Below are 16,345 nucleotides of genomic sequence, written 5' to 3' on the forward strand. Positions count from 1 at the left end.
AATCTCCCCGCTCGCGGGGAGATTTTTTTATGAGGCCATAATCTGTTCGAGCTGTTCCTGCGCTTCCAGCCACGCCATCTCCACCTCTTCCAGCGCAGATTTGCTCTCCGCCTGACGCTGCAGCGCGGTGGTCAGGTCCGCTTTACGGCTCTGTTCATAGATAGCGCTGTCTGAGAGCTGAGCTTCGGCTTCGGCCAGCTGGCTCTGCCATTTGCTCATCTGCTTTTCCAGCTTCTCTATCTCTTTGCGCAGCGGCTGCGTCTGGGTGCGCAGTTCAGCATCACGACGCTTCTGGTCTTTACGCGCCTGGGCACTGTTGCCGTTATCCTGCTTCGGCGCGGCATCCTGTTGCGCCTGCTGCTTCTGCAGATCGCTCAGCCACTTCTGATAATCTTCGAGATCGCCTTCAAACACATCCACTTTGCCATCATGCACCAGATAGAGATCGTCGGTGGTCGCGCGCAGCAGATGTCGGTCGTGCGATACCACGACCAGCGCACCTTCGAAGTCGATCAACGCTTCGGTCAGCGCCTGGCGCATATCGAGATCGAGGTGGTTGGTGGGTTCATCCAGCAGCAGCAGGTTAGGGCGCTGCCAGACAATCAGCGCCAGCACCAGTCGCGCTTTCTCTCCGCCGGAGAAGCGCTCAGTGATTTCAGTGACTTTATCGCCGCGGAAATCGAAGCCGCCCAGATAGTCGCGCAGCTGCTGTTCCAGCACCTCAGGCGCAATACGCGACAGATGCTGCAACGGTGACTCATCGGCCCGCAGGTACTCCAGCTGATGCTGGGCGAAGTAACCGAGCTTGATCCCTTTCGCCAGACCCATCTTGCCGTCCATCGCCTCCAGCTCACCCGCCAGCAGCTTAATCAGGGTCGATTTACCGGCACCGTTACGTCCCAGCAGGCCGATGCGCGAGCCGGGGACCAGGTTGAGCTTGATGGCGTCGAGAATAATACGATCGCCATAACCCGCGGTGACCTTCTCCATCTTCATCAGTGGATTAGGCAGGTTCTCCGGCTTGCGGAAAGTGAAGCTGAATGGATTATCGACATGGGCGGGCGCAATCATCTCCATGCGCTCCAGCATCTTGATGCGGCTCTGCGCCTGCTTCGCCTTGGTGGCCTGGGCACGGAAGCGATCAATGTAGCTGTGCAGGTGCGCCACTTTCTCCTGCTGGCTCTCATACAGCGACTGCTGCTGAGCCAGTTTGGCGACGCGCTGCCGCTCAAAGGAGCTGTAGTTGCCGGTATATTCGAACATCGACTCCTGTTCGATATGAATAATTTTGTCGATGACGGGATCGAGGAAGTCACGATCGTGCGAAATCAGAATCAGCGTGCCTTCATAACTCTTCAGCCAGCGCTCCAGCCAGATCACCGCATCGAGATCGAGGTGGTTGGTCGGTTCATCCAGCAGCAGCAGATCGGAACGGCAAATCAGCGCCTGTGCCAGGTTGAGGCGCATGCGCCAGCCACCCGAGAAGTCGCTGACCGGGCGTTGCAGCTGTTCCTGACTGAAGCCCAGACCATGCAGCAGGCTTGAGGCGCGCGCATGGATGCTCCACGCCTGCACCGCGTCCAGCTTGCCATGCAGCAGCGCGATGGCATTGCCATCGTCACGCAGATTGGCGTCCGCCAGTTCTGCTTCAAGCTGGCGAAACTGGCGATCGCCATCAATCACGTACTCCAGCGCGGCTTTATCCAGCGCAGGGGTTTCCTGATTCACCCAGGCCAGCGCCCAGTGAGTGGGGAAAGTGACGGTACCGGCATCGCTGGTGATTTCACCTTTTAACAGCGACAGCAGCGTGGATTTTCCACAGCCGTTTTTACCCACCAGCCCGACCTTCTGGCCGGGATTAATGGTGGCGGTGGCATTGTCGAGCAGGACGCGGATGCCGCGGCGAATTTGTAAGGCTGAGAAGACAATCATGTAAGCGCCGTATCGTCAGAATATGTTAATTTACTGGCAACATAATGAGATTTTGCTGCGTCGTGCATGGTAGCGGAAAACCGCACCAATGACGACGCTTTGGAGGGAAAGGATGTCGCAGCCACCCAGGGTTTTGCTGCTTTATGCTCATCCGGAATCACAGGATTCGATCGCCAATCGGATTCTGCTGCAGCCGGCTCAGGCACTGGAACACGTTACCGTGCACGATCTGTACGCAACCTATCCGGATTTTTTTATCGATATTCACCATGAACAACAGCTGCTGCGTGAACATGATGTCATCATTTTTCAGCATCCGCTCTATACCTATAGCTGTCCGGCGCTGCTGAAAGAGTGGCTGGACAGAGTTCTGTCGCGCGGTTTCGCCAATGGCGTGGATGGCAATGCGCTGGAAGGAAAGTACTGGCGCAGCGTCGTCACCACCGGAGAACCGGAAAGTGCCTTCAGACATCAGGGTCTGAACCGCTATTCGCTCAATGACATTATGCGTCCTTTTGAGCTGACCGCGCAGATGTGCCGTATGCACTGGATGCCGCCGATGATCGTCTACTGGGCGCGTCGTCAGAGTCCTGAATTAATGAAAAATTACGCCCGCGCCTATGGCGACTGGCTGGCGGCACCGCTGCCGAATGGAGGGGTATAGATGGAAGGGCAAACGCTGCTGACCGCCGGGGTGATTTATCTGGTCGCGGCGGTATTGATTGTACCGGTGGCGGCTCGCCTCGGTATTGGTGCAGTTCTGGGCTATCTGGTGGCGGGTATCGCTATCGGCCCGTGGGGATTAGGCTTTATCAGCGACGTCGACGAGATTCTGCACTTCTCTGAGCTCGGCGTGGTGTTCCTGATGTTTATTATCGGGCTGGAGCTGAACCCGGCAAAGCTGTGGGCGCTGCGCCGCTCCATTTTTGGCGTCGGCGCGGCGCAGGTGATCTTCTCAGCGGCGATTCTGGGCGGCTTATTATGGCTGACCAACTTTAGCTGGCAGGCGGCGATCATTGGCGGGATTGGTCTGGCGATGTCCTCGACCGCTATGGCCCTGCAGCTGATGATGGATAAAGGCATGAACCGCAGCGAAGCGGGGCAACTGGGCTTTTCGGTGTTGCTGTTTCAGGATATCGCGGTGATCCCAGCCCTGGCGCTGATCCCGCTGCTGGCCGGAACCGACAGCGGTCATATCGACTGGATGAAGGTCGGCATGAAAGTACTGGCGTTTGCCGGCATGCTGGTAGGCGGACGCTATCTGCTGCGGCCTATCTTCCGTTACATCGCTGCGTCGGGCGTGCGCGAAGTCTTTACCGCCGCTTCGCTGCTGCTGGTGCTGGGCTCCGCGCTGTTTATGGATGCGCTGGGTCTGTCGATGGCGCTGGGGACCTTTATTGCCGGGATCCTGCTGGCGGAGAGCGAGTACCGGCATGAGCTGGAAGTCGCCATCGACCCGTTTAAAGGTTTACTGCTGGGCCTGTTCTTTATTTCGGTTGGCATGGCGCTCAACCTCGGTGTGCTCTATACCCATATTGTGACCATCCTGCTGGGTGTCGTGACGCTGGTGGCGGTGAAAACGCTGGTGCTCTATCTGCTGGCGCGCATTTATGGCTTGCGCAGCTCTGAGCGGCAGCAGTTCGCTGGCGTACTGAGTCAGGGGGGCGAGTTCGCCTTTGTGCTCTTTTCCGCGGCCTCCTCGGCAAAGCTGTTCTCTGGCGATCAACTGCCGATGCTGCTGGTGACGGTAACCCTGTCGATGATGACCACGCCGCTGTTGATGAAGGGAATCGATCGTCTGCTGGCACGCCGCTTCAATGAGCCGGATGACGAGGCAGAGAAACACTTTGTCGAAGACGATCAGCCGCAGGTGATTGTGGTGGGCTTTGGTCGCTTCGGGCAGGTCGTGGGGCGTTTGCTGATGGCGAATAACAAACGCATCACCGTGCTTGAGCGCGACATCAGTGCAGTCAGTCTGATGCGGAAATATGGCTATAAGGTCTATTACGGCGATGCTACTGAACTGGAGTTGCTGCGGGCAGCCGGTGCGGCCAGCGCTCAGGCGATTGTGATCACCTGTAACGAGCCCGAAGATGTGATGACGATTGTACATCTGTGCCAGCAGCATTTTCCGCAGTTGCAGATTCAGGCGCGCGCCCGGGGCCGTGTAGAAGCGCATGAACTGCTTCAGGCGGGCGTCACGCAGTTCTCGCGTGAGACCTTCTCCAGTGCGCTGGAGCTGGGACGTAAAACGCTGATGACGCTGGGGATGCATCCGCATCAGGCGCACCGCGCCCAGCAGTATTTCCGCCATCTTGATATGCGGATGCTGCGCGAGCTGATGCCCAATCTCTCTGAAAGCGCGCAGGCTTCGCGCGTCCGTGAAGCGCGGCGTGAACTGGAAGATATCTTCCAGCGCGAAATGCAGCGCGAAAAGCGGCAGATCGACGGCTGGGACGATGATGAATAACCTCTTTAAACAGGCAGAAGCTAATGCGTAAACGTTTTATTGCTGGTGCGACATGCCCGCACTGCCAGGAGAAGGACACGCTGGCAATGTGGCGTGAAAATAATGTCGATGTGGTGGAGTGCGTGAAGTGTGGTCACCAGATGCGTGAGGCCGATAAGCAGGCGCGCGATCAGGTTCGCACTAATGAGCAGGTTATCGGTATTTTTCATCCTGAGTAGCGGAATGGCGCAGCTTTTTTTACGCCTGGACTTACAGCGGGATTGAATTCCGTTACAATTGTCGCCATTAACGCTGTAGTCGCAAGAGAAAGTGAAAACCCTCTTGTACTCAGCCCCGAACCTTTCTGGTTGGTGTTATTGCACGAAAGAATAGACCAATGAGACGGGATCTCAGCTCTCAACGGTTAGGAGATATCATGAAAGTAGCAAAAGACCTGGTGGTAAGCCTGGCCTATCAGGTACGTACAGAAGACGGCGTGTTAGTTGACGAGTCACCGGTGAGTGCACCGTTAGACTACCTGCACGGTCATGGTTCCCTGATTTCTGGTCTGGAAAATGCGCTGGAAAACCACATTGCCGGCGACAAGTTTGACGTGCATATCCCGGCAAACGATGCCTACGGTCAGTATGACGATAACCTGGTGCAGCGCGTTCCTAAAGACGTCTTCATGGGCGTTGACGAACTGCAGGTTGGCATGCGCTTCCTGGCAGAAACCGATCAGGGCCCGGTACCGGTAGAAATCACCGAAGTGGAAGATGATCACGTCGTGGTTGATGGTAACCACATGCTGGCGGGTCAGAACCTGAACTTCAACGTTGAAGTGGTTGCTATCCGCGAAGCCACGCCGGAAGAACTGGCTCATGGCCACGTTCACGGTGCAGATGGCCATCATCATGACCACGATCACGGCCATGACCACGACCACGACCACGACCACGATCAGGGTAAAGGCGGTTGTGGCACTGGCGGCTGCGGCTGCAGCCACTAAGTCTCAACAGACCTTTCAAGGCCACCCTCGGGTGGCCTTTCTTTTGGCGCGTATTCTGGTTCTGCCCGGGTAAGCCGGGGCCAGATAGCCCGCGATCAGTAGTGCGGTGGTGGCGTCTCTTCAGATTGTGAGGCGACGATCGATGGCGCATTCGCTTTGAGCTTGTCGGTTAAAATGCGCATCTGCTCACGCATCTTATTCATCTCCAGCTCGTGCTGAACGACCGCGCTGTTCAGCTGATCGATAGTCATCTCCTGAAAGGCCAGTTTGCTCTCCAGCGTCTCCAGACGCTGTTCCCACTCAAATTGTTGCATGACCTGTTCCTCTGTTAAGGTGCGACTCGGGGCGTGATTCTACGATCTGAATGCCAGGAATCACCTGTTTTTTTCACGCCCGGAGGCGTTGCGCTTGAAAAAAGGCAGCGCGGCATCATCTCTGATGAAACTTCCCGATGTTATAAAGGTCGGAGGTTAACCGGGTAATTACATTGTGGGAGTGTTCGACACTGCCACGTAAAGTTATAGTGTGGACCCTGAAGTCCGCAATGTTTCCCGAGGTTAGACGCTTCGGTTTTGGAGAATGGATGAAATCACTGTTTAAAGTCACATTGTTAGCTACCACCATGGCTGTTGCGCTGAATGCTCCGCTGGCAATGGCGGCAGATACCGCTGCGGCGCCACAGGCTGCACCAGCCGCCGCGCCACAGTCTGCGCCTCAGGCACCGAAAAATGCTGCCTTCAAAGATGAAGACCAGCAGTCTGCCTACGCGCTGGGTGCTTCACTGGGTCGCTACATGGACAACTCCCTGAAGGAGCAGGAAAAACTGGGCATCAAACTGGATAAGCAGCAGCTGATCGCTGGTGTTCAGGATGCATTTGGTGGCAAGAGCAAACTCTCTGATGAAGAGATTGAGCAGACGCTGCAATCCTTTGAAGGCCGCGTGAAAGGCGCAGCCTCAGCGAAAATGGAAAAAGATGCGAAAGAGAACTCTGAAAAGGGCGAAGCTTACGCAACCAAATTTGCTAAAGAGAGCGGCGTGAAGAAAACCGAAAGCGGCCTGCTGTATAAAGTTGAGAAAGAGGGTACCGGCGACGCACCTAAAGACAGCGACACTGTAGTGGTAAACTACAAAGGTACGCTGATTGACGGTACTGAATTCGACAACTCTTATACCCGTGGCGAGCCACTTTCATTCCGTCTGGATGGTGTCATCCCTGGCTGGACTGAAGGTCTGAAGCACGTGAAGAAAGGCGGCAAGATCAAGCTGGTTATCCCACCAAATCTGGCTTACGGCAAAAATGGCGTTCCGGGCATCCCGGCTAACTCCACCCTGGTGTTTGATGTCGAGCTGCTTGATATCAAACCCGCGCCAAAGGCAGATGAAAAAGCACAGGCTCCAGCGCCTGCTGCTGCAGAAAAAGCGCAGTAATCTGCTGACCGCCGCCTCCGGGCGGCGGTTTCATTTCGGCTTCACGACAAACCTCTGGCATAAGCCGACGACATTTGCCAGACTAATGCCTGCCTAATTATCCCAATATCGAGTCTGCCCATAAGCCGCTGTGACAGGCTCCAGCCATTCAGGGTGATACTCTTCAATGTCTAATCCATTCAATCCGGGTGAACTGAGCGACTTCGATCTTCTGGAGCAGCGCCCGTTCGAACAAAGTGATTACGATATTCTGAAATCGTACGAGGCTGTCGTGGATGGCCTGGCGATGTTGATCGGTTCGCATTGTGAAATTGTCCTGCATTCGCTTGAAGATCTTAAGTGTTCGGCCGTGCGTATCGCTAATGGTGAACACACTGGACGTAAAGTCGGTTCGCCTATTACCGATTTAGCCCTGCGTATGCTGCATGATATGCATGGCGCGGACAGTAATGTCTCCCGTGCTTACTTCACACGTGCCAAAAGCGGCGTGCTGATGAAATCGGTCACGATTGCAATTCGTAACCGTCAGCAACGGGTCATTGGCTTGCTCTGCATCAACATGAACCTTGATGTGCCGTTCTCACAGATCATGTCGACCTTTATGCCGCCCGAGATGCAGCAGGTTGACTCCAACGTCAACTTCGCCAGTTCGGTAGACGATCTGGTGATGCAGACGCTGGAGTTCACCATTGAAGAGGTGAGTGCTGACCGTAATGTATCGAACAACGCCAAGAATCGTCAGATTGTGCTGAACCTGTATGAGAAGGGGATCTTCGACATCAAGGATGCCATCAACCAGGTGGCCGATCGGCTGAATATTTCCAAACACACCGTCTATCTCTATATCCGTCAGTTTAAAAATGGCGACTTCCAGGGGCAGGAGCGGTAATGCGTTACACCCTGCTGGTCACCGGCCCGGCTTACGGTACGCAACAGGCGACCAGTGCCTGGCTGTTTGCCCGCGCACTGCTGACGGCAGGCCATCAGCTTGACAGCGTTTTCTTCTATCGCGAAGGGGTGCTGAACGCTAACCAACTGACGTCGCCCGCCAGTGATGAGTTTGATCTGGTGCGCGCGTGGCAGACATTGCATCAGGAGCAGGGTGTGGCACTGAATATTTGTGTGGCGGCCGCGCTGCGTCGTGGCGTCAGCGACCAGCAGGAAGCGGCACGACTCCAGCTGGCGGGCAGTAACCTGCAGCCGGGCTTTACCCTGAGTGGGCTGGGCGCGCTGGCAGAAGCGGCGCTGAGCTGTGAACGCATGGTGCAGTTCTGATGAATCGGGTCGCATTTGTCTTTACCCGGGCGCCGCACGGCAGCAGCGCAGGACGTGAGGGGCTGGATGCCGCGCTGGCCACGGGCGCGCTCAGTGAGGATATCGGCCTGTTTTTTATCGGTGATGGCGTGCTGCAGCTTAATCTGCACCAGCAACCTGAGACGATTAAGAGCCGTCACTATGCCGCGACCTTTGGCGTGCTGGCACTGTATGAGATTGAACACTGCTATCTCTGCCGGACATCGCTGATAGCGCGTGGATTAGAGGTTGACGCTGACCGGTTGCTGGATGTTACGCTACTGGACGCGCCGGCGCTGCGACAGACGCTGGCCAGCTACGATCGCATTCTTACTTTTTAAGAGACGTTAATGCTGCATACGTTACTGCACTCACCGGCACACTGTGACCTTGAGAGCCTGCTTTTAATGGCGGGTGCGGGTGATGACCTGCTGCTGTTGCAGGATGGCGTGCTGGCCGCTTTAGCTGGCAGCCACGCATTGATGCGACTGTCAGAGAGCGAAGCGACGCTCTGGGTGCTGGACGAAGATGTCCAGGCTCGCGGTCTCGCTGGACAAATTTCGACCCGTGTGCAGTCAGTAGACTATACTGGGTTTGTCACGCTAACGATCAGGCATCAGCAACAAATGGTCTGGTAATCGGCTAAAACCTGGTTATTTCTTGACACCCCTTTGACTCAGCCCTAAAATTCTGCCTCCTCGTAATTCTACGAGGCGATTTATTACGTGTTTACGAAGCAAAAGCAAATCCAGGAGCTATTTAATGGCAACAGTTAACCAGCTGGTTCGCAAACCACGCGTCCGCAAAGTTGCAAAGAGCAACGTGCCGGCGCTGGAAGCTTGCCCGCAAAAACGTGGCGTTTGTACTCGTGTGTACACCACCACTCCTAAGAAACCAAACTCCGCACTGCGTAAAGTCTGCCGTGTGCGTTTGACCAACGGTTTTGAAGTTACCTCCTACATTGGTGGTGAAGGTCATAACCTGCAGGAACACTCCGTGATCCTGATCCGTGGCGGTCGTGTAAAAGACCTGCCAGGTGTGCGTTACCACACCGTTCGTGGCGCGCTTGACTGCTCAGGTGTTAAAGACCGTAAGCAGGCTCGCTCCAAGTACGGCGTGAAGAAGCCAAAGGCTTAATGGTTCTCCGTTAAGTAAGGCCAAACGTTTTAAATTAAATGTCAAAATAAACTCATCGAGTTTTGGACAATCCTGAATTAACAACGGAGTATTTCCATGCCACGTCGTCGCGTCATTGGTCAGCGTAAAATTCTGCCAGATCCTAAGTTCGGATCAGAGCTGCTGGCCAAATTTGTAAATATCCTGATGGTAGATGGTAAAAAATCTACCGCAGAATCAATCGTTTATACCGCGCTTGAGACCCTGGCTCAGCGTTCAGGTAAAAACGCGCTGGAATCTTTTGAAGTAGCCCTGGAAAACGTGCGTCCGACTGTCGAAGTTAAGTCACGTCGCGTTGGTGGTTCTACTTATCAGGTACCAGTAGAAGTCCGTCCGGTTCGTCGTAATGCTCTGGCAATGCGCTGGATCGTAGATGCTGCTCGTAAACGCGGTGATAAATCAATGGCTCTTCGCCTGGCGAACGAACTTTCTGATGCTGCAGAGAACAAAGGTACAGCAGTTAAGAAACGTGAAGACGTTCACCGCATGGCAGAAGCCAACAAGGCGTTCGCACACTACCGTTGGTAATCACCACGTAGTTGTTAAACCAGCGGGCGCTCAATCAGCCAACCCGCTGGGGTCGACTTACCTTGAACGTCCGAGAATCAGAGGAATCAAATGGCTCGTAAAACACCCATTGCCCGCTACCGTAATATCGGTATCAGTGCGCACATCGACGCCGGTAAGACTACCACTACCGAACGCGTTCTGTTCTACACCGGTGTAAACCACAAAATCGGTGAAGTACATGACGGCGCAGCAACCATGGACTGGATGGAGCAGGAACAGGAACGTGGTATTACCATCACCTCCGCTGCGACCACCTGTTACTGGTCTGGTATGGCCAAGCAGTTTGAACCACACCACGTAAACATTATCGACACCCCAGGACACGTTGACTTCACCATCGAAGTTGAACGTTCTATGCGTGTGCTTGATGGCGCGGTAATGGTTTACTGTGCAGTTGGTGGCGTTCAGCCACAGTCTGAGACCGTATGGCGTCAGGCTAACAAATATAAAGTTCCACGCATTGCGTTCGTTAACAAAATGGACCGCATGGGTGCTAACTTCCTGAAAGTTGTTAAACAGATGGAAGTTCGTCTGGGCGCAACTCCAGTTCCTCTGCAACTGGCTATCGGCGCAGAAGAGAAATTCACCGGTGTTGTTGACCTGGTGAAAATGAAAGCAATCAACTGGAACGACGCAGACCAGGGTGTAACCTTCGTCTACGAAGATATTCCAGCTGATATGCAGGAACTGGCTGAAGAATGGCATGCGAAGCTGGTTGAAGCCGCTGCTGAAGGCTCTGATGAGCTGATGGAGAAATTCTTCGGTGGTGAAGAACTGACTGAAGAAGAGATCAAAACATCTCTGCGTAAGCGTGTTCTGAACAACGAAATTATCCTGGTAACCTGTGGTTCTGCATTTAAGAACAAAGGTGTTCAGGCGATGCTGGATGCAGTTGTTGAATATCTGCCAGCACCGACTGACGTTACCGCGATCAACGGTATGCTGGACGACGGTAAAGACACGCCGGCTGTTCGTCACTCTGATGACAACGAGCCGTTTGCTGCACTGGCGTTCAAAATCGCTACCGACCCGTTCGTGGGTAACTTAACCTTCTTCCGCGTTTACTCTGGTGTTGTTAACACGGGTGACACCGTGTTCAACCCGGTTAAGTCAAACCGTGAGCGTCTGGGCCGTATCGTTCAGATGCACGCTAACAAGCGTGAAGAGATTAAAGAAGTTCGTGCGGGTGATATCGCAGCTGCGATCGGCCTGAAAGATGTGACCACTGGTGACACCCTGTGTGACCCAGATAACGTCATCATCCTTGAGCGCATGGAGTTCCCGGAGCCGGTAATCTCTATCGCCGTTGAGCCAAAAACCAAAGCTGACCAGGAAAAAATGGGTCTGGCTCTGGGCCGTCTGGCAAAAGAAGACCCATCATTCCGCGTATGGACTGATGAAGAATCTAACCAGACCATCATCGCCGGTATGGGTGAATTGCACCTCGACATCATCGTTGACCGTATGAAGCGTGAGTTCAACGTTGAAGCAAACGTGGGTAAACCACAGGTTGCTTACCGTGAAGCGATTCGCAACAAAGTTACCGATGTTGAAGGTAAACACGCCAAGCAGTCTGGTGGTCGTGGTCAGTATGGCCATGTTGTTATCGACATGTACCCACTGGAGCCAGGTTCGAACCCGAAAGGCTACGAATTTGTCAACGACATCAAAGGTGGTGTGATTCCTGGTGAATACATCCCTGCGGTTGACAAAGGTATCCAGGAGCAGCTGAAATCAGGCCCTCTGGCTGGTTACCCGGTTGTGGATCTGGGCGTGCGTCTGCACTTCGGTTCTTACCACGATGTCGACTCCTCAGAACTGGCGTTTAAACTGGCCGCGTCTCTTGCCTTCAAACAAGGCTTTAAACAAGCGACACCTGTTCTGCTTGAGCCTATCATGAAGGTTGAAGTTGAAACGCCAGAAGAGAACACGGGTGATGTCATCGGTGACCTTAGCCGTCGTCGTGGTATGCTCAAAGGGCAGGAATCTAACGCTACTGGCGTTCAGATTCACGCTGAAGTTCCGTTGTCTGAGATGTTCGGATACGCAACTCAGCTGCGTTCTCTGACCAAAGGTCGTGCTTCTTACTCCATGGAGTTCCTGAAGTATGACGATGCGCCAAACAACGTAGCGCAGGCCGTTATTGAAGCTCGTAGCAAATAAGCTACGGTTTAAATTTGAACTGATGCCTTCACCCAGATGGTGAAGGCACAACGTAAGGAATTATCGCCATGGCGAAAGAGCAATTTCAGCGTAACAAACTGCACGTAAACGTGGGTACCATCGGTCACGTCGACCACGGTAAAACCACCCTGACTGCAGCTATCACCACCGTACTGTCTAAAACTTACGGCGGCCAGGCTCGTGCATTCGATCAGATCGATAACGCACCAGAAGAGAAAGCACGTGGTATCACCATCAACACTTCACACGTTGAGTATGAAACCCCGACTCGCCACTATGCGCACGTTGACTGCCCAGGCCACGCCGACTATGTGAAAAACATGATCACCGGTGCTGCGCAGATGGACGGCGCGATCCTGGTTGTTGCTGCGACTGATGGCCCAATGCCACAGACCCGTGAGCACATCCTGCTGGGTCGTCAGGTTGGCGTTCCTTACATCATCGTGTTCCTGAACAAGTGTGACATGGTTGATGATGAAGAGCTGCTGGAACTGGTAGAGATGGAAGTTCGTGACCTGCTGTCAGCATATGACTTCCCAGGCGACGACACTCCAATCGTTCGTGGTTCTGCTCTGAAAGCGCTGGAAGGCAACCCAGAGTGGGAAGCGAAAATCATCGAACTGGCTGAGCATCTGGACAACTACATCCCAGAGCCACAGCGTGCGATCGACATGCCGTTCCTGCTGCCAATCGAAGACGTATTCTCAATCTCTGGCCGTGGTACCGTTGTTACCGGTCGTGTTGAGCGCGGCATCGTTAAAGTCGGCGACGAAGTTGAAATCGTGGGTATCAAAGATACTGTGAAATCAACCTGTACCGGTGTTGAGATGTTCCGTAAGCTGCTGGACCAGGGTCAGGCAGGCGAAAACTGTGGTGTTCTGCTGCGCGGTATCAAGCGTGAAGACATCCAGCGTGGCCAGGTTCTGGCTAAGCCAGGCTCAATCAAGCCGCACACCCAGTTCGAGTCAGAAGTTTACGTTCTGTCTAAAGACGAAGGTGGTCGCCATACTCCGTTCTTCAAAGGCTATCGTCCACAGTTCTACTTCCGTACAACTGACGTAACCGGCTCAGTAGAGCTGCCAGAAGGCGTTGAAATGGTAATGCCAGGCGACAACATCAAAATGGTTGTTACCCTGATCCACCCAATCGCAATGGACGAAGGTCTGCGCTTCGCAATCCGCGAAGGCGGCCGTACCGTTGGCGCGGGTGTTGTTGCTAAAGTTATCGCTTAATTGTGATATCTGCTGTGGCTGTGTAAATGGCCACTGCAACACAGTAAAAAGAGCACTTCGGTGCTCTTTTTTTTGCTCTGAAAACGCCATAACCCTGCAAAGGGTGGGTTTGAAATAAAAACTATTCGCATTTACACTGTGTACAGAAAATGTACCCGAGTGATGAATCAATGTACGTCTGCCTGTGTAATGCCATCAGTGATAAAACCCTTCGTGAAGTCGTGCGTCGCTATCAGCCCAAATCTATTCAGCAACTGCGCCAGCTTGTGCCGGTCGGCAAGCAATGCGGCAAATGTATTCGTGCTGCGCGTGAAATTATGGATGAAGAGATGCAGCATGCACCACTCTACAAAGAGATAGCCTGACCGACGATCGGTGCGTGAATACCCACAATATCTGTCGCGTTTTTTTGACTTCTTTTTAACCGCATCTACGCTCTAATAAACCAGACGCGGAGGGTTAACAATGAAGGGCGATATCAAAGTTATCAGTCATCTCAACAAACTGCTTGGAAATGAACTGGTTGCTATCAATCAGTACTTTCTTCATGCGCGCATGTTCAAAAACTGGGGTCTGACGCGCCTCAATGATGTGGAATACCATGAATCAATCGATGAGATGAAACATGCCGATAAATATATTGAGCGTATTCTTTTCCTTGAAGGGATCCCAAATCTTCAGGATCTGGGACGGCTCCGTATCGGTGAAGATGTTGAAGAGATGCTGAGTTCAGACCTGAATCTGGAGCTGGAGGGCGCGAAAGACCTTCGTGAAGCTATCTCCTATGCTGACAAAGTGCATGACTATGTCAGCCGTGACATGATGATTGAAATCCTGGCTGATGAGGAACATCACATCGACTGGATTGAGACGGAACTTGAGTTAATCCAGAAGATGGGCATCCAGAACTATCTGCAGGCTCAAATCAAACAAGAGTGAATCGGGTCTGCAGTACTATCGCTACCCAGCCCGCAATGGCCAGGAAAGGGCCAAACGGCAGCGGGCTGTCCCCCTGAATAAAACCCCGCAGTTGCAGCATCACGATCGACGTCAGCGCCATAACGGTGGCACCCAACGCAATCCAGGGTAATGCCTGCCAGCCACAGCAGGCACCTAACGCTGCGAAGAGCTTGATATCGCCATAACCTAATCCCTCGTACCCCCGCATCTGCCGATAGCTCCAGGCGAGCAGCCACAACGCACAGTAGCCCGCCACAGCACCCCATATCGCCGTTGTTTCGGTTCCGGACAGCGTGGCATGGAATAATCCAGACCAGATCAGCAGATAATTGAGCGGGTCAGGTATACAGAAGTGGCGACGATCGATGGCAGCCACGAGCAGCAAGAGGCCGGAGGCAGTAATAATAAAAATAGCCTCCGCAGAGTGGTCAAAACTCTGCAGCACCAGCAGGCACAGAAGGGCAAACAGCCATTCAATGACAACGCTTTCTGCGCCGAACGCGCGATGACAGAAGCGACACCGCCCTTTTAAGCCAGGCCAGCTTATTAACGGCAGCGCATCTCGCCACAGCAGGCGCTGCTGGCAATGATTACAGTGCGAACCCGGAAAGCAGAGTAGGGCAAACCATTGAGCGGGTGAGAGGGCGGGGGTGAAGCGCTGGCTGGTCAGCGAAAGAAAGCTTCCCAATGCACCTCCGCCTGCGAGTGCAGCAATGTGAGTTATCAGAGTGGGCGACATGATTATGCTCCGGACGAAAGGTTAGATGCACTCTCGTGGGCAACGGGTTCTGTGTCACCTATGAATGAAGAAGGGCGGAAACAGACTCACAACTGAATAACTGATTTATCAGCGTTACGGCAGTGCAATGCGACGCACGCTTCACGAACCGGCCACAATTTAATGGGTAAAACCTCAACACGGGTTGCTTCCTGAACAGATTTACGTATAATGCGCGGGCCTGCAGATATTGCAGGCGCGATTCGAGCAGAATCGCAGACGGCTGAAATTTAGGCCGCCTGACAATACTCCCAATTGTGGAGTTATATGCTGAACGATTACACTCTCCCATCAATCGTAATGGGCTCGAGTAGTAATTTTTTTCGTCTATAAAAAGTTTGGAGCTCTGGTCTCATGCAGAACCAAAGAATCCGTATCCGTCTTAAAGCGTTTGATCATCGTCTGATCGATCAATCAACCGCGGAAATCGTTGAGACCGCCAAGCGCACTGGTGCGCAGGTTCGTGGTCCAATCCCGCTGCCAACCCGCAAAGAGCGTTTTACTGTTCTGATCTCTCCGCACGTTAACAAAGATGCGCGTGATCAGTACGAAATCCGCACTCACAAGCGTCTGGTAGACATCGTTGAGCCAACTGAAAAAACCGTTGATGCTCTGATGCGTCTGGATCTGGCTGCCGGTGTTGACGTGCAGATCAGCCTGGGTTAATCAGGTCATCGAGCGATTGAGAGGTTGAAACAATGATTGGTTTAGTCGGTAAAAAAGTGGGCATGACCCGCATCTTCACTGAAGATGGCGTTTCTATCCCCGTCACCGTAATCGAAGTTGAAGCGAACCGCGTTACTCAGGTCAAAGGCCTGGAAAACGATGGTTACCAGGCAATTCAGGTTACCACCGGTGCTAAAAAAGCAAACCGTGTGACCAAACCTGAAGCTGGTCATTTTGCTAAAGCTGGCGTTGAAGCTGGCCGTGGCCTGTGGGAATTCCGCACCGCTGAAGGTGAAGAATACTCTGTAGGTCAGAGCATCAGCGTTGAGATTTTCGCTGAAGTTAAGAAAGTTGACGTAACCGGTACCTCTAAAGGTAAAGGTTTCGCCGGTACCGTTAAGCGCTGGAACTTCCGTACCCAGGACGCTACTCACGGTAACTCCTTGTCTCACCGCGTTCCGGGTTCTATCGGTCAGAACCAGACTCCGGGCAAAGTGTTCAAAGGCAAGAAAATGGCAGGTCAGCTGGGTAATGAGCGCGTAACCGTTCAGAGTCTGGACGTAGTACGTGTTGACGCTGAGCGCAACCTGCTGCTGGTTAAAGGTGCAGTTCCCGGTGCTACCGGTAGCGACCTGATCGTTAAACCAGCTGTGAAGGCGTAAGGGGA

The 16,345-nt window shown here is 53.5% G+C and carries 20 protein-coding genes; 17 read left to right on the top strand and 3 right to left on the bottom strand.

The annotated features are described in order from the left end of the window. Positions 1-27 precede the first annotated feature (27 nt). Positions 28-1,932, bottom strand: coding sequence for an ABC transporter ATP-binding protein (locus NR201_RS18520; RefSeq protein WP_010671582.1), 1,905 nt, complete (start codon positions 1,930-1,932; stop codon positions 28-30). Positions 1,933-2,044: 112 nt separating this feature from the next. Here NR201_RS18520 and kefG point away from each other — a divergent pair, with 112 nt between their 5' ends. The 4 genes from kefG to slyD all read left to right on the top strand — a co-directional run bounded on the left by kefG (position 2,045) and on the right by slyD (position 5,390). After that, a complete protein-coding gene (gene kefG, locus NR201_RS18525) occupies positions 2,045-2,596 on the top strand; it encodes a glutathione-regulated potassium-efflux system ancillary protein KefG (RefSeq protein WP_010253037.1) in 552 nt (183 codons plus the stop codon). After that, positions 2,597-4,402: a glutathione-regulated potassium-efflux system protein KefB gene (gene kefB / locus NR201_RS18530; protein WP_010253035.1), complete on the top strand. Its 1,806-nt coding sequence runs from the start codon at positions 2,597-2,599 to the stop codon at positions 4,400-4,402. Positions 4,403-4,425: 23 nt separating this feature from the next. Next, positions 4,426-4,620, top strand: a complete 195-nt coding sequence (locus tag NR201_RS18535) for a YheV family putative zinc ribbon protein (protein ID WP_010253033.1) — start codon at positions 4,426-4,428, stop codon at positions 4,618-4,620. Between the two features lie 197 nt (positions 4,621-4,817). After that, positions 4,818-5,390, top strand: coding sequence for a peptidylprolyl isomerase (gene slyD / locus NR201_RS18540; protein ID WP_163793758.1), 573 nt, complete (start codon positions 4,818-4,820; stop codon positions 5,388-5,390). Positions 5,391-5,485: 95 nt separating this feature from the next. Here the strand turns inward: slyD and NR201_RS18545 are convergent, their stop codons facing one another. Next, positions 5,486-5,704, bottom strand: a complete 219-nt coding sequence (locus tag NR201_RS18545) for a SlyX family protein (RefSeq protein ID WP_172608221.1) — start codon at positions 5,702-5,704, stop codon at positions 5,486-5,488. A gap of 269 nt (positions 5,705-5,973) precedes the next feature. Here NR201_RS18545 and fkpA point away from each other — a divergent pair, with 269 nt between their 5' ends. The 11 genes from fkpA (at position 5,974) to bfr (ending at position 14,213) form a co-directional block, all read left to right on the top strand. After that, entirely contained in the window at positions 5,974-6,819 is an 846-nt protein-coding gene (fkpA, locus tag NR201_RS18550) for an FKBP-type peptidyl-prolyl cis-trans isomerase (RefSeq protein WP_010253030.1), read from the top strand. A 166-nt stretch (positions 6,820-6,985) separates the two neighbouring features. Further along, a complete protein-coding gene (locus tag NR201_RS18555) occupies positions 6,986-7,708 on the top strand; it encodes a transcriptional regulator (protein ID WP_010253029.1) in 723 nt (240 codons plus the stop codon). After that, positions 7,708-8,094 (top strand): sulfurtransferase complex subunit TusD, encoded by a 387-nt coding sequence (gene tusD, locus NR201_RS18560; RefSeq protein WP_010253028.1) that lies wholly within the window; start codon positions 7,708-7,710, stop codon positions 8,092-8,094. The genes NR201_RS18555 and tusD overlap by 1 nt, the downstream gene beginning before the upstream one ends. Next, on the top strand, positions 8,094-8,453 hold the full coding sequence (tusC, locus tag NR201_RS18565) for a sulfurtransferase complex subunit TusC (protein WP_010253027.1): 360 nt from the start codon (positions 8,094-8,096) through the stop codon (positions 8,451-8,453). Before tusD ends, tusC begins: the two co-directional genes overlap by 1 nt. 9 nt (positions 8,454-8,462) lie before the next feature. Next, positions 8,463-8,750: a sulfurtransferase complex subunit TusB gene (gene tusB, locus NR201_RS18570; RefSeq protein WP_010253026.1), complete on the top strand. Its 288-nt coding sequence runs from the start codon at positions 8,463-8,465 to the stop codon at positions 8,748-8,750. Positions 8,751-8,874: 124 nt separating this feature from the next. Further along, positions 8,875-9,249, top strand: a complete 375-nt coding sequence (gene rpsL, locus NR201_RS18575) for a 30S ribosomal protein S12 (RefSeq protein ID WP_003852912.1) — start codon at positions 8,875-8,877, stop codon at positions 9,247-9,249. A 96-nt stretch (positions 9,250-9,345) separates the two neighbouring features. Then, complete coding sequence (gene rpsG / locus NR201_RS18580) at positions 9,346-9,816, top strand: 30S ribosomal protein S7 (RefSeq protein WP_003852909.1); 471 nt, start codon at positions 9,346-9,348, stop codon at positions 9,814-9,816. Between the two features lie 90 nt (positions 9,817-9,906). After that, entirely contained in the window at positions 9,907-12,021 is a 2,115-nt protein-coding gene (fusA, locus tag NR201_RS18585) for an elongation factor G (protein WP_010253020.1), read from the top strand. Positions 12,022-12,089: 68 nt separating this feature from the next. Further along, positions 12,090-13,274 (top strand): elongation factor Tu, encoded by a 1,185-nt coding sequence (gene tuf, locus NR201_RS18590; protein ID WP_010253018.1) that lies wholly within the window; start codon positions 12,090-12,092, stop codon positions 13,272-13,274. A gap of 170 nt (positions 13,275-13,444) precedes the next feature. Then, entirely contained in the window at positions 13,445-13,639 is a 195-nt protein-coding gene (gene bfd, locus NR201_RS18595) for a bacterioferritin-associated ferredoxin (RefSeq protein ID WP_010671585.1), read from the top strand. A gap of 100 nt (positions 13,640-13,739) precedes the next feature. Beyond that, entirely contained in the window at positions 13,740-14,213 is a 474-nt protein-coding gene (bfr, locus tag NR201_RS18600) for a bacterioferritin (RefSeq protein ID WP_010253012.1), read from the top strand. Here the strand turns inward: bfr and NR201_RS18605 are convergent. Then, complete coding sequence (locus tag NR201_RS18605; RefSeq protein WP_163799524.1) at positions 14,200-14,973, bottom strand: A24 family peptidase; 774 nt, start codon at positions 14,971-14,973, stop codon at positions 14,200-14,202. The two genes, bfr and NR201_RS18605, sit on opposite strands and share 14 nt — an antisense overlap. A gap of 393 nt (positions 14,974-15,366) precedes the next feature. Here NR201_RS18605 and rpsJ point away from each other — a divergent pair, with 393 nt between their 5' ends. Together rpsJ and rplC are read left to right on the top strand one after the other, a co-directional pair. Further along, entirely contained in the window at positions 15,367-15,678 is a 312-nt protein-coding gene (rpsJ, locus tag NR201_RS18610; protein WP_001181005.1) for a 30S ribosomal protein S10, read from the top strand. Positions 15,679-15,710: 32 nt separating this feature from the next. After that, entirely contained in the window at positions 15,711-16,340 is a 630-nt protein-coding gene (gene rplC / locus NR201_RS18615) for a 50S ribosomal protein L3 (protein WP_003850712.1), read from the top strand. The last annotated feature ends 5 nt before the right edge of the window (positions 16,341-16,345 follow it).

The sequence above is a fragment of the Pantoea sp. Fr-CA_6 genome (genome assembly GCF_024520895.1).
GTDB classification, from domain to species: domain Bacteria; phylum Pseudomonadota; class Gammaproteobacteria; order Enterobacterales; family Enterobacteriaceae; genus Pantoea; species Pantoea agglomerans.

Bases quoted from the DNA above. Each gene is read 5' to 3' on its own strand.
- NR201_RS18555 (WP_010253029.1), top strand. From the start codon at position 6,986: ATGTCTAATCCATTCAATCCGGGTGAACTGAGCGACTTCGATCTTCTG.
- tusD (WP_010253028.1), top strand. From the start codon at position 7,708: ATGCGTTACACCCTGCTGGTCACCGGCCCGGCTTACGGTACGCAACAG.
- NR201_RS18520 (WP_010671582.1), bottom strand. From the start codon at position 1,932: ATGATTGTCTTCTCAGCCTTACAAATTCGCCGCGGCATCCGCGTCCTG.
- fusA (WP_010253020.1), top strand. From the start codon at position 9,907: ATGGCTCGTAAAACACCCATTGCCCGCTACCGTAATATCGGTATCAGT.
- bfr (WP_010253012.1), top strand. From the start codon at position 13,740: ATGAAGGGCGATATCAAAGTTATCAGTCATCTCAACAAACTGCTTGGA.
- kefG (WP_010253037.1), top strand. From the start codon at position 2,045: ATGTCGCAGCCACCCAGGGTTTTGCTGCTTTATGCTCATCCGGAATCA.
- NR201_RS18605 (WP_163799524.1), bottom strand. From the start codon at position 14,973: ATGTCGCCCACTCTGATAACTCACATTGCTGCACTCGCAGGCGGAGGT.
- fkpA (WP_010253030.1), top strand. From the start codon at position 5,974: ATGAAATCACTGTTTAAAGTCACATTGTTAGCTACCACCATGGCTGTT.
- NR201_RS18545 (WP_172608221.1), bottom strand. From the start codon at position 5,704: ATGCAACAATTTGAGTGGGAACAGCGTCTGGAGACGCTGGAGAGCAAA.
- rpsL (WP_003852912.1), top strand. From the start codon at position 8,875: ATGGCAACAGTTAACCAGCTGGTTCGCAAACCACGCGTCCGCAAAGTT.
- rpsJ (WP_001181005.1), top strand. From the start codon at position 15,367: ATGCAGAACCAAAGAATCCGTATCCGTCTTAAAGCGTTTGATCATCGT.
- rplC (WP_003850712.1), top strand. From the start codon at position 15,711: ATGATTGGTTTAGTCGGTAAAAAAGTGGGCATGACCCGCATCTTCACT.
- tuf (WP_010253018.1), top strand. From the start codon at position 12,090: ATGGCGAAAGAGCAATTTCAGCGTAACAAACTGCACGTAAACGTGGGT.
- slyD (WP_163793758.1), top strand. From the start codon at position 4,818: ATGAAAGTAGCAAAAGACCTGGTGGTAAGCCTGGCCTATCAGGTACGT.
- tusB (WP_010253026.1), top strand. From the start codon at position 8,463: ATGCTGCATACGTTACTGCACTCACCGGCACACTGTGACCTTGAGAGC.
- rpsG (WP_003852909.1), top strand. From the start codon at position 9,346: ATGCCACGTCGTCGCGTCATTGGTCAGCGTAAAATTCTGCCAGATCCT.
- tusC (WP_010253027.1), top strand. From the start codon at position 8,094: ATGAATCGGGTCGCATTTGTCTTTACCCGGGCGCCGCACGGCAGCAGC.
- bfd (WP_010671585.1), top strand. From the start codon at position 13,445: ATGTACGTCTGCCTGTGTAATGCCATCAGTGATAAAACCCTTCGTGAA.
- NR201_RS18535 (WP_010253033.1), top strand. From the start codon at position 4,426: ATGCGTAAACGTTTTATTGCTGGTGCGACATGCCCGCACTGCCAGGAG.
- kefB (WP_010253035.1), top strand. From the start codon at position 2,597: ATGGAAGGGCAAACGCTGCTGACCGCCGGGGTGATTTATCTGGTCGCG.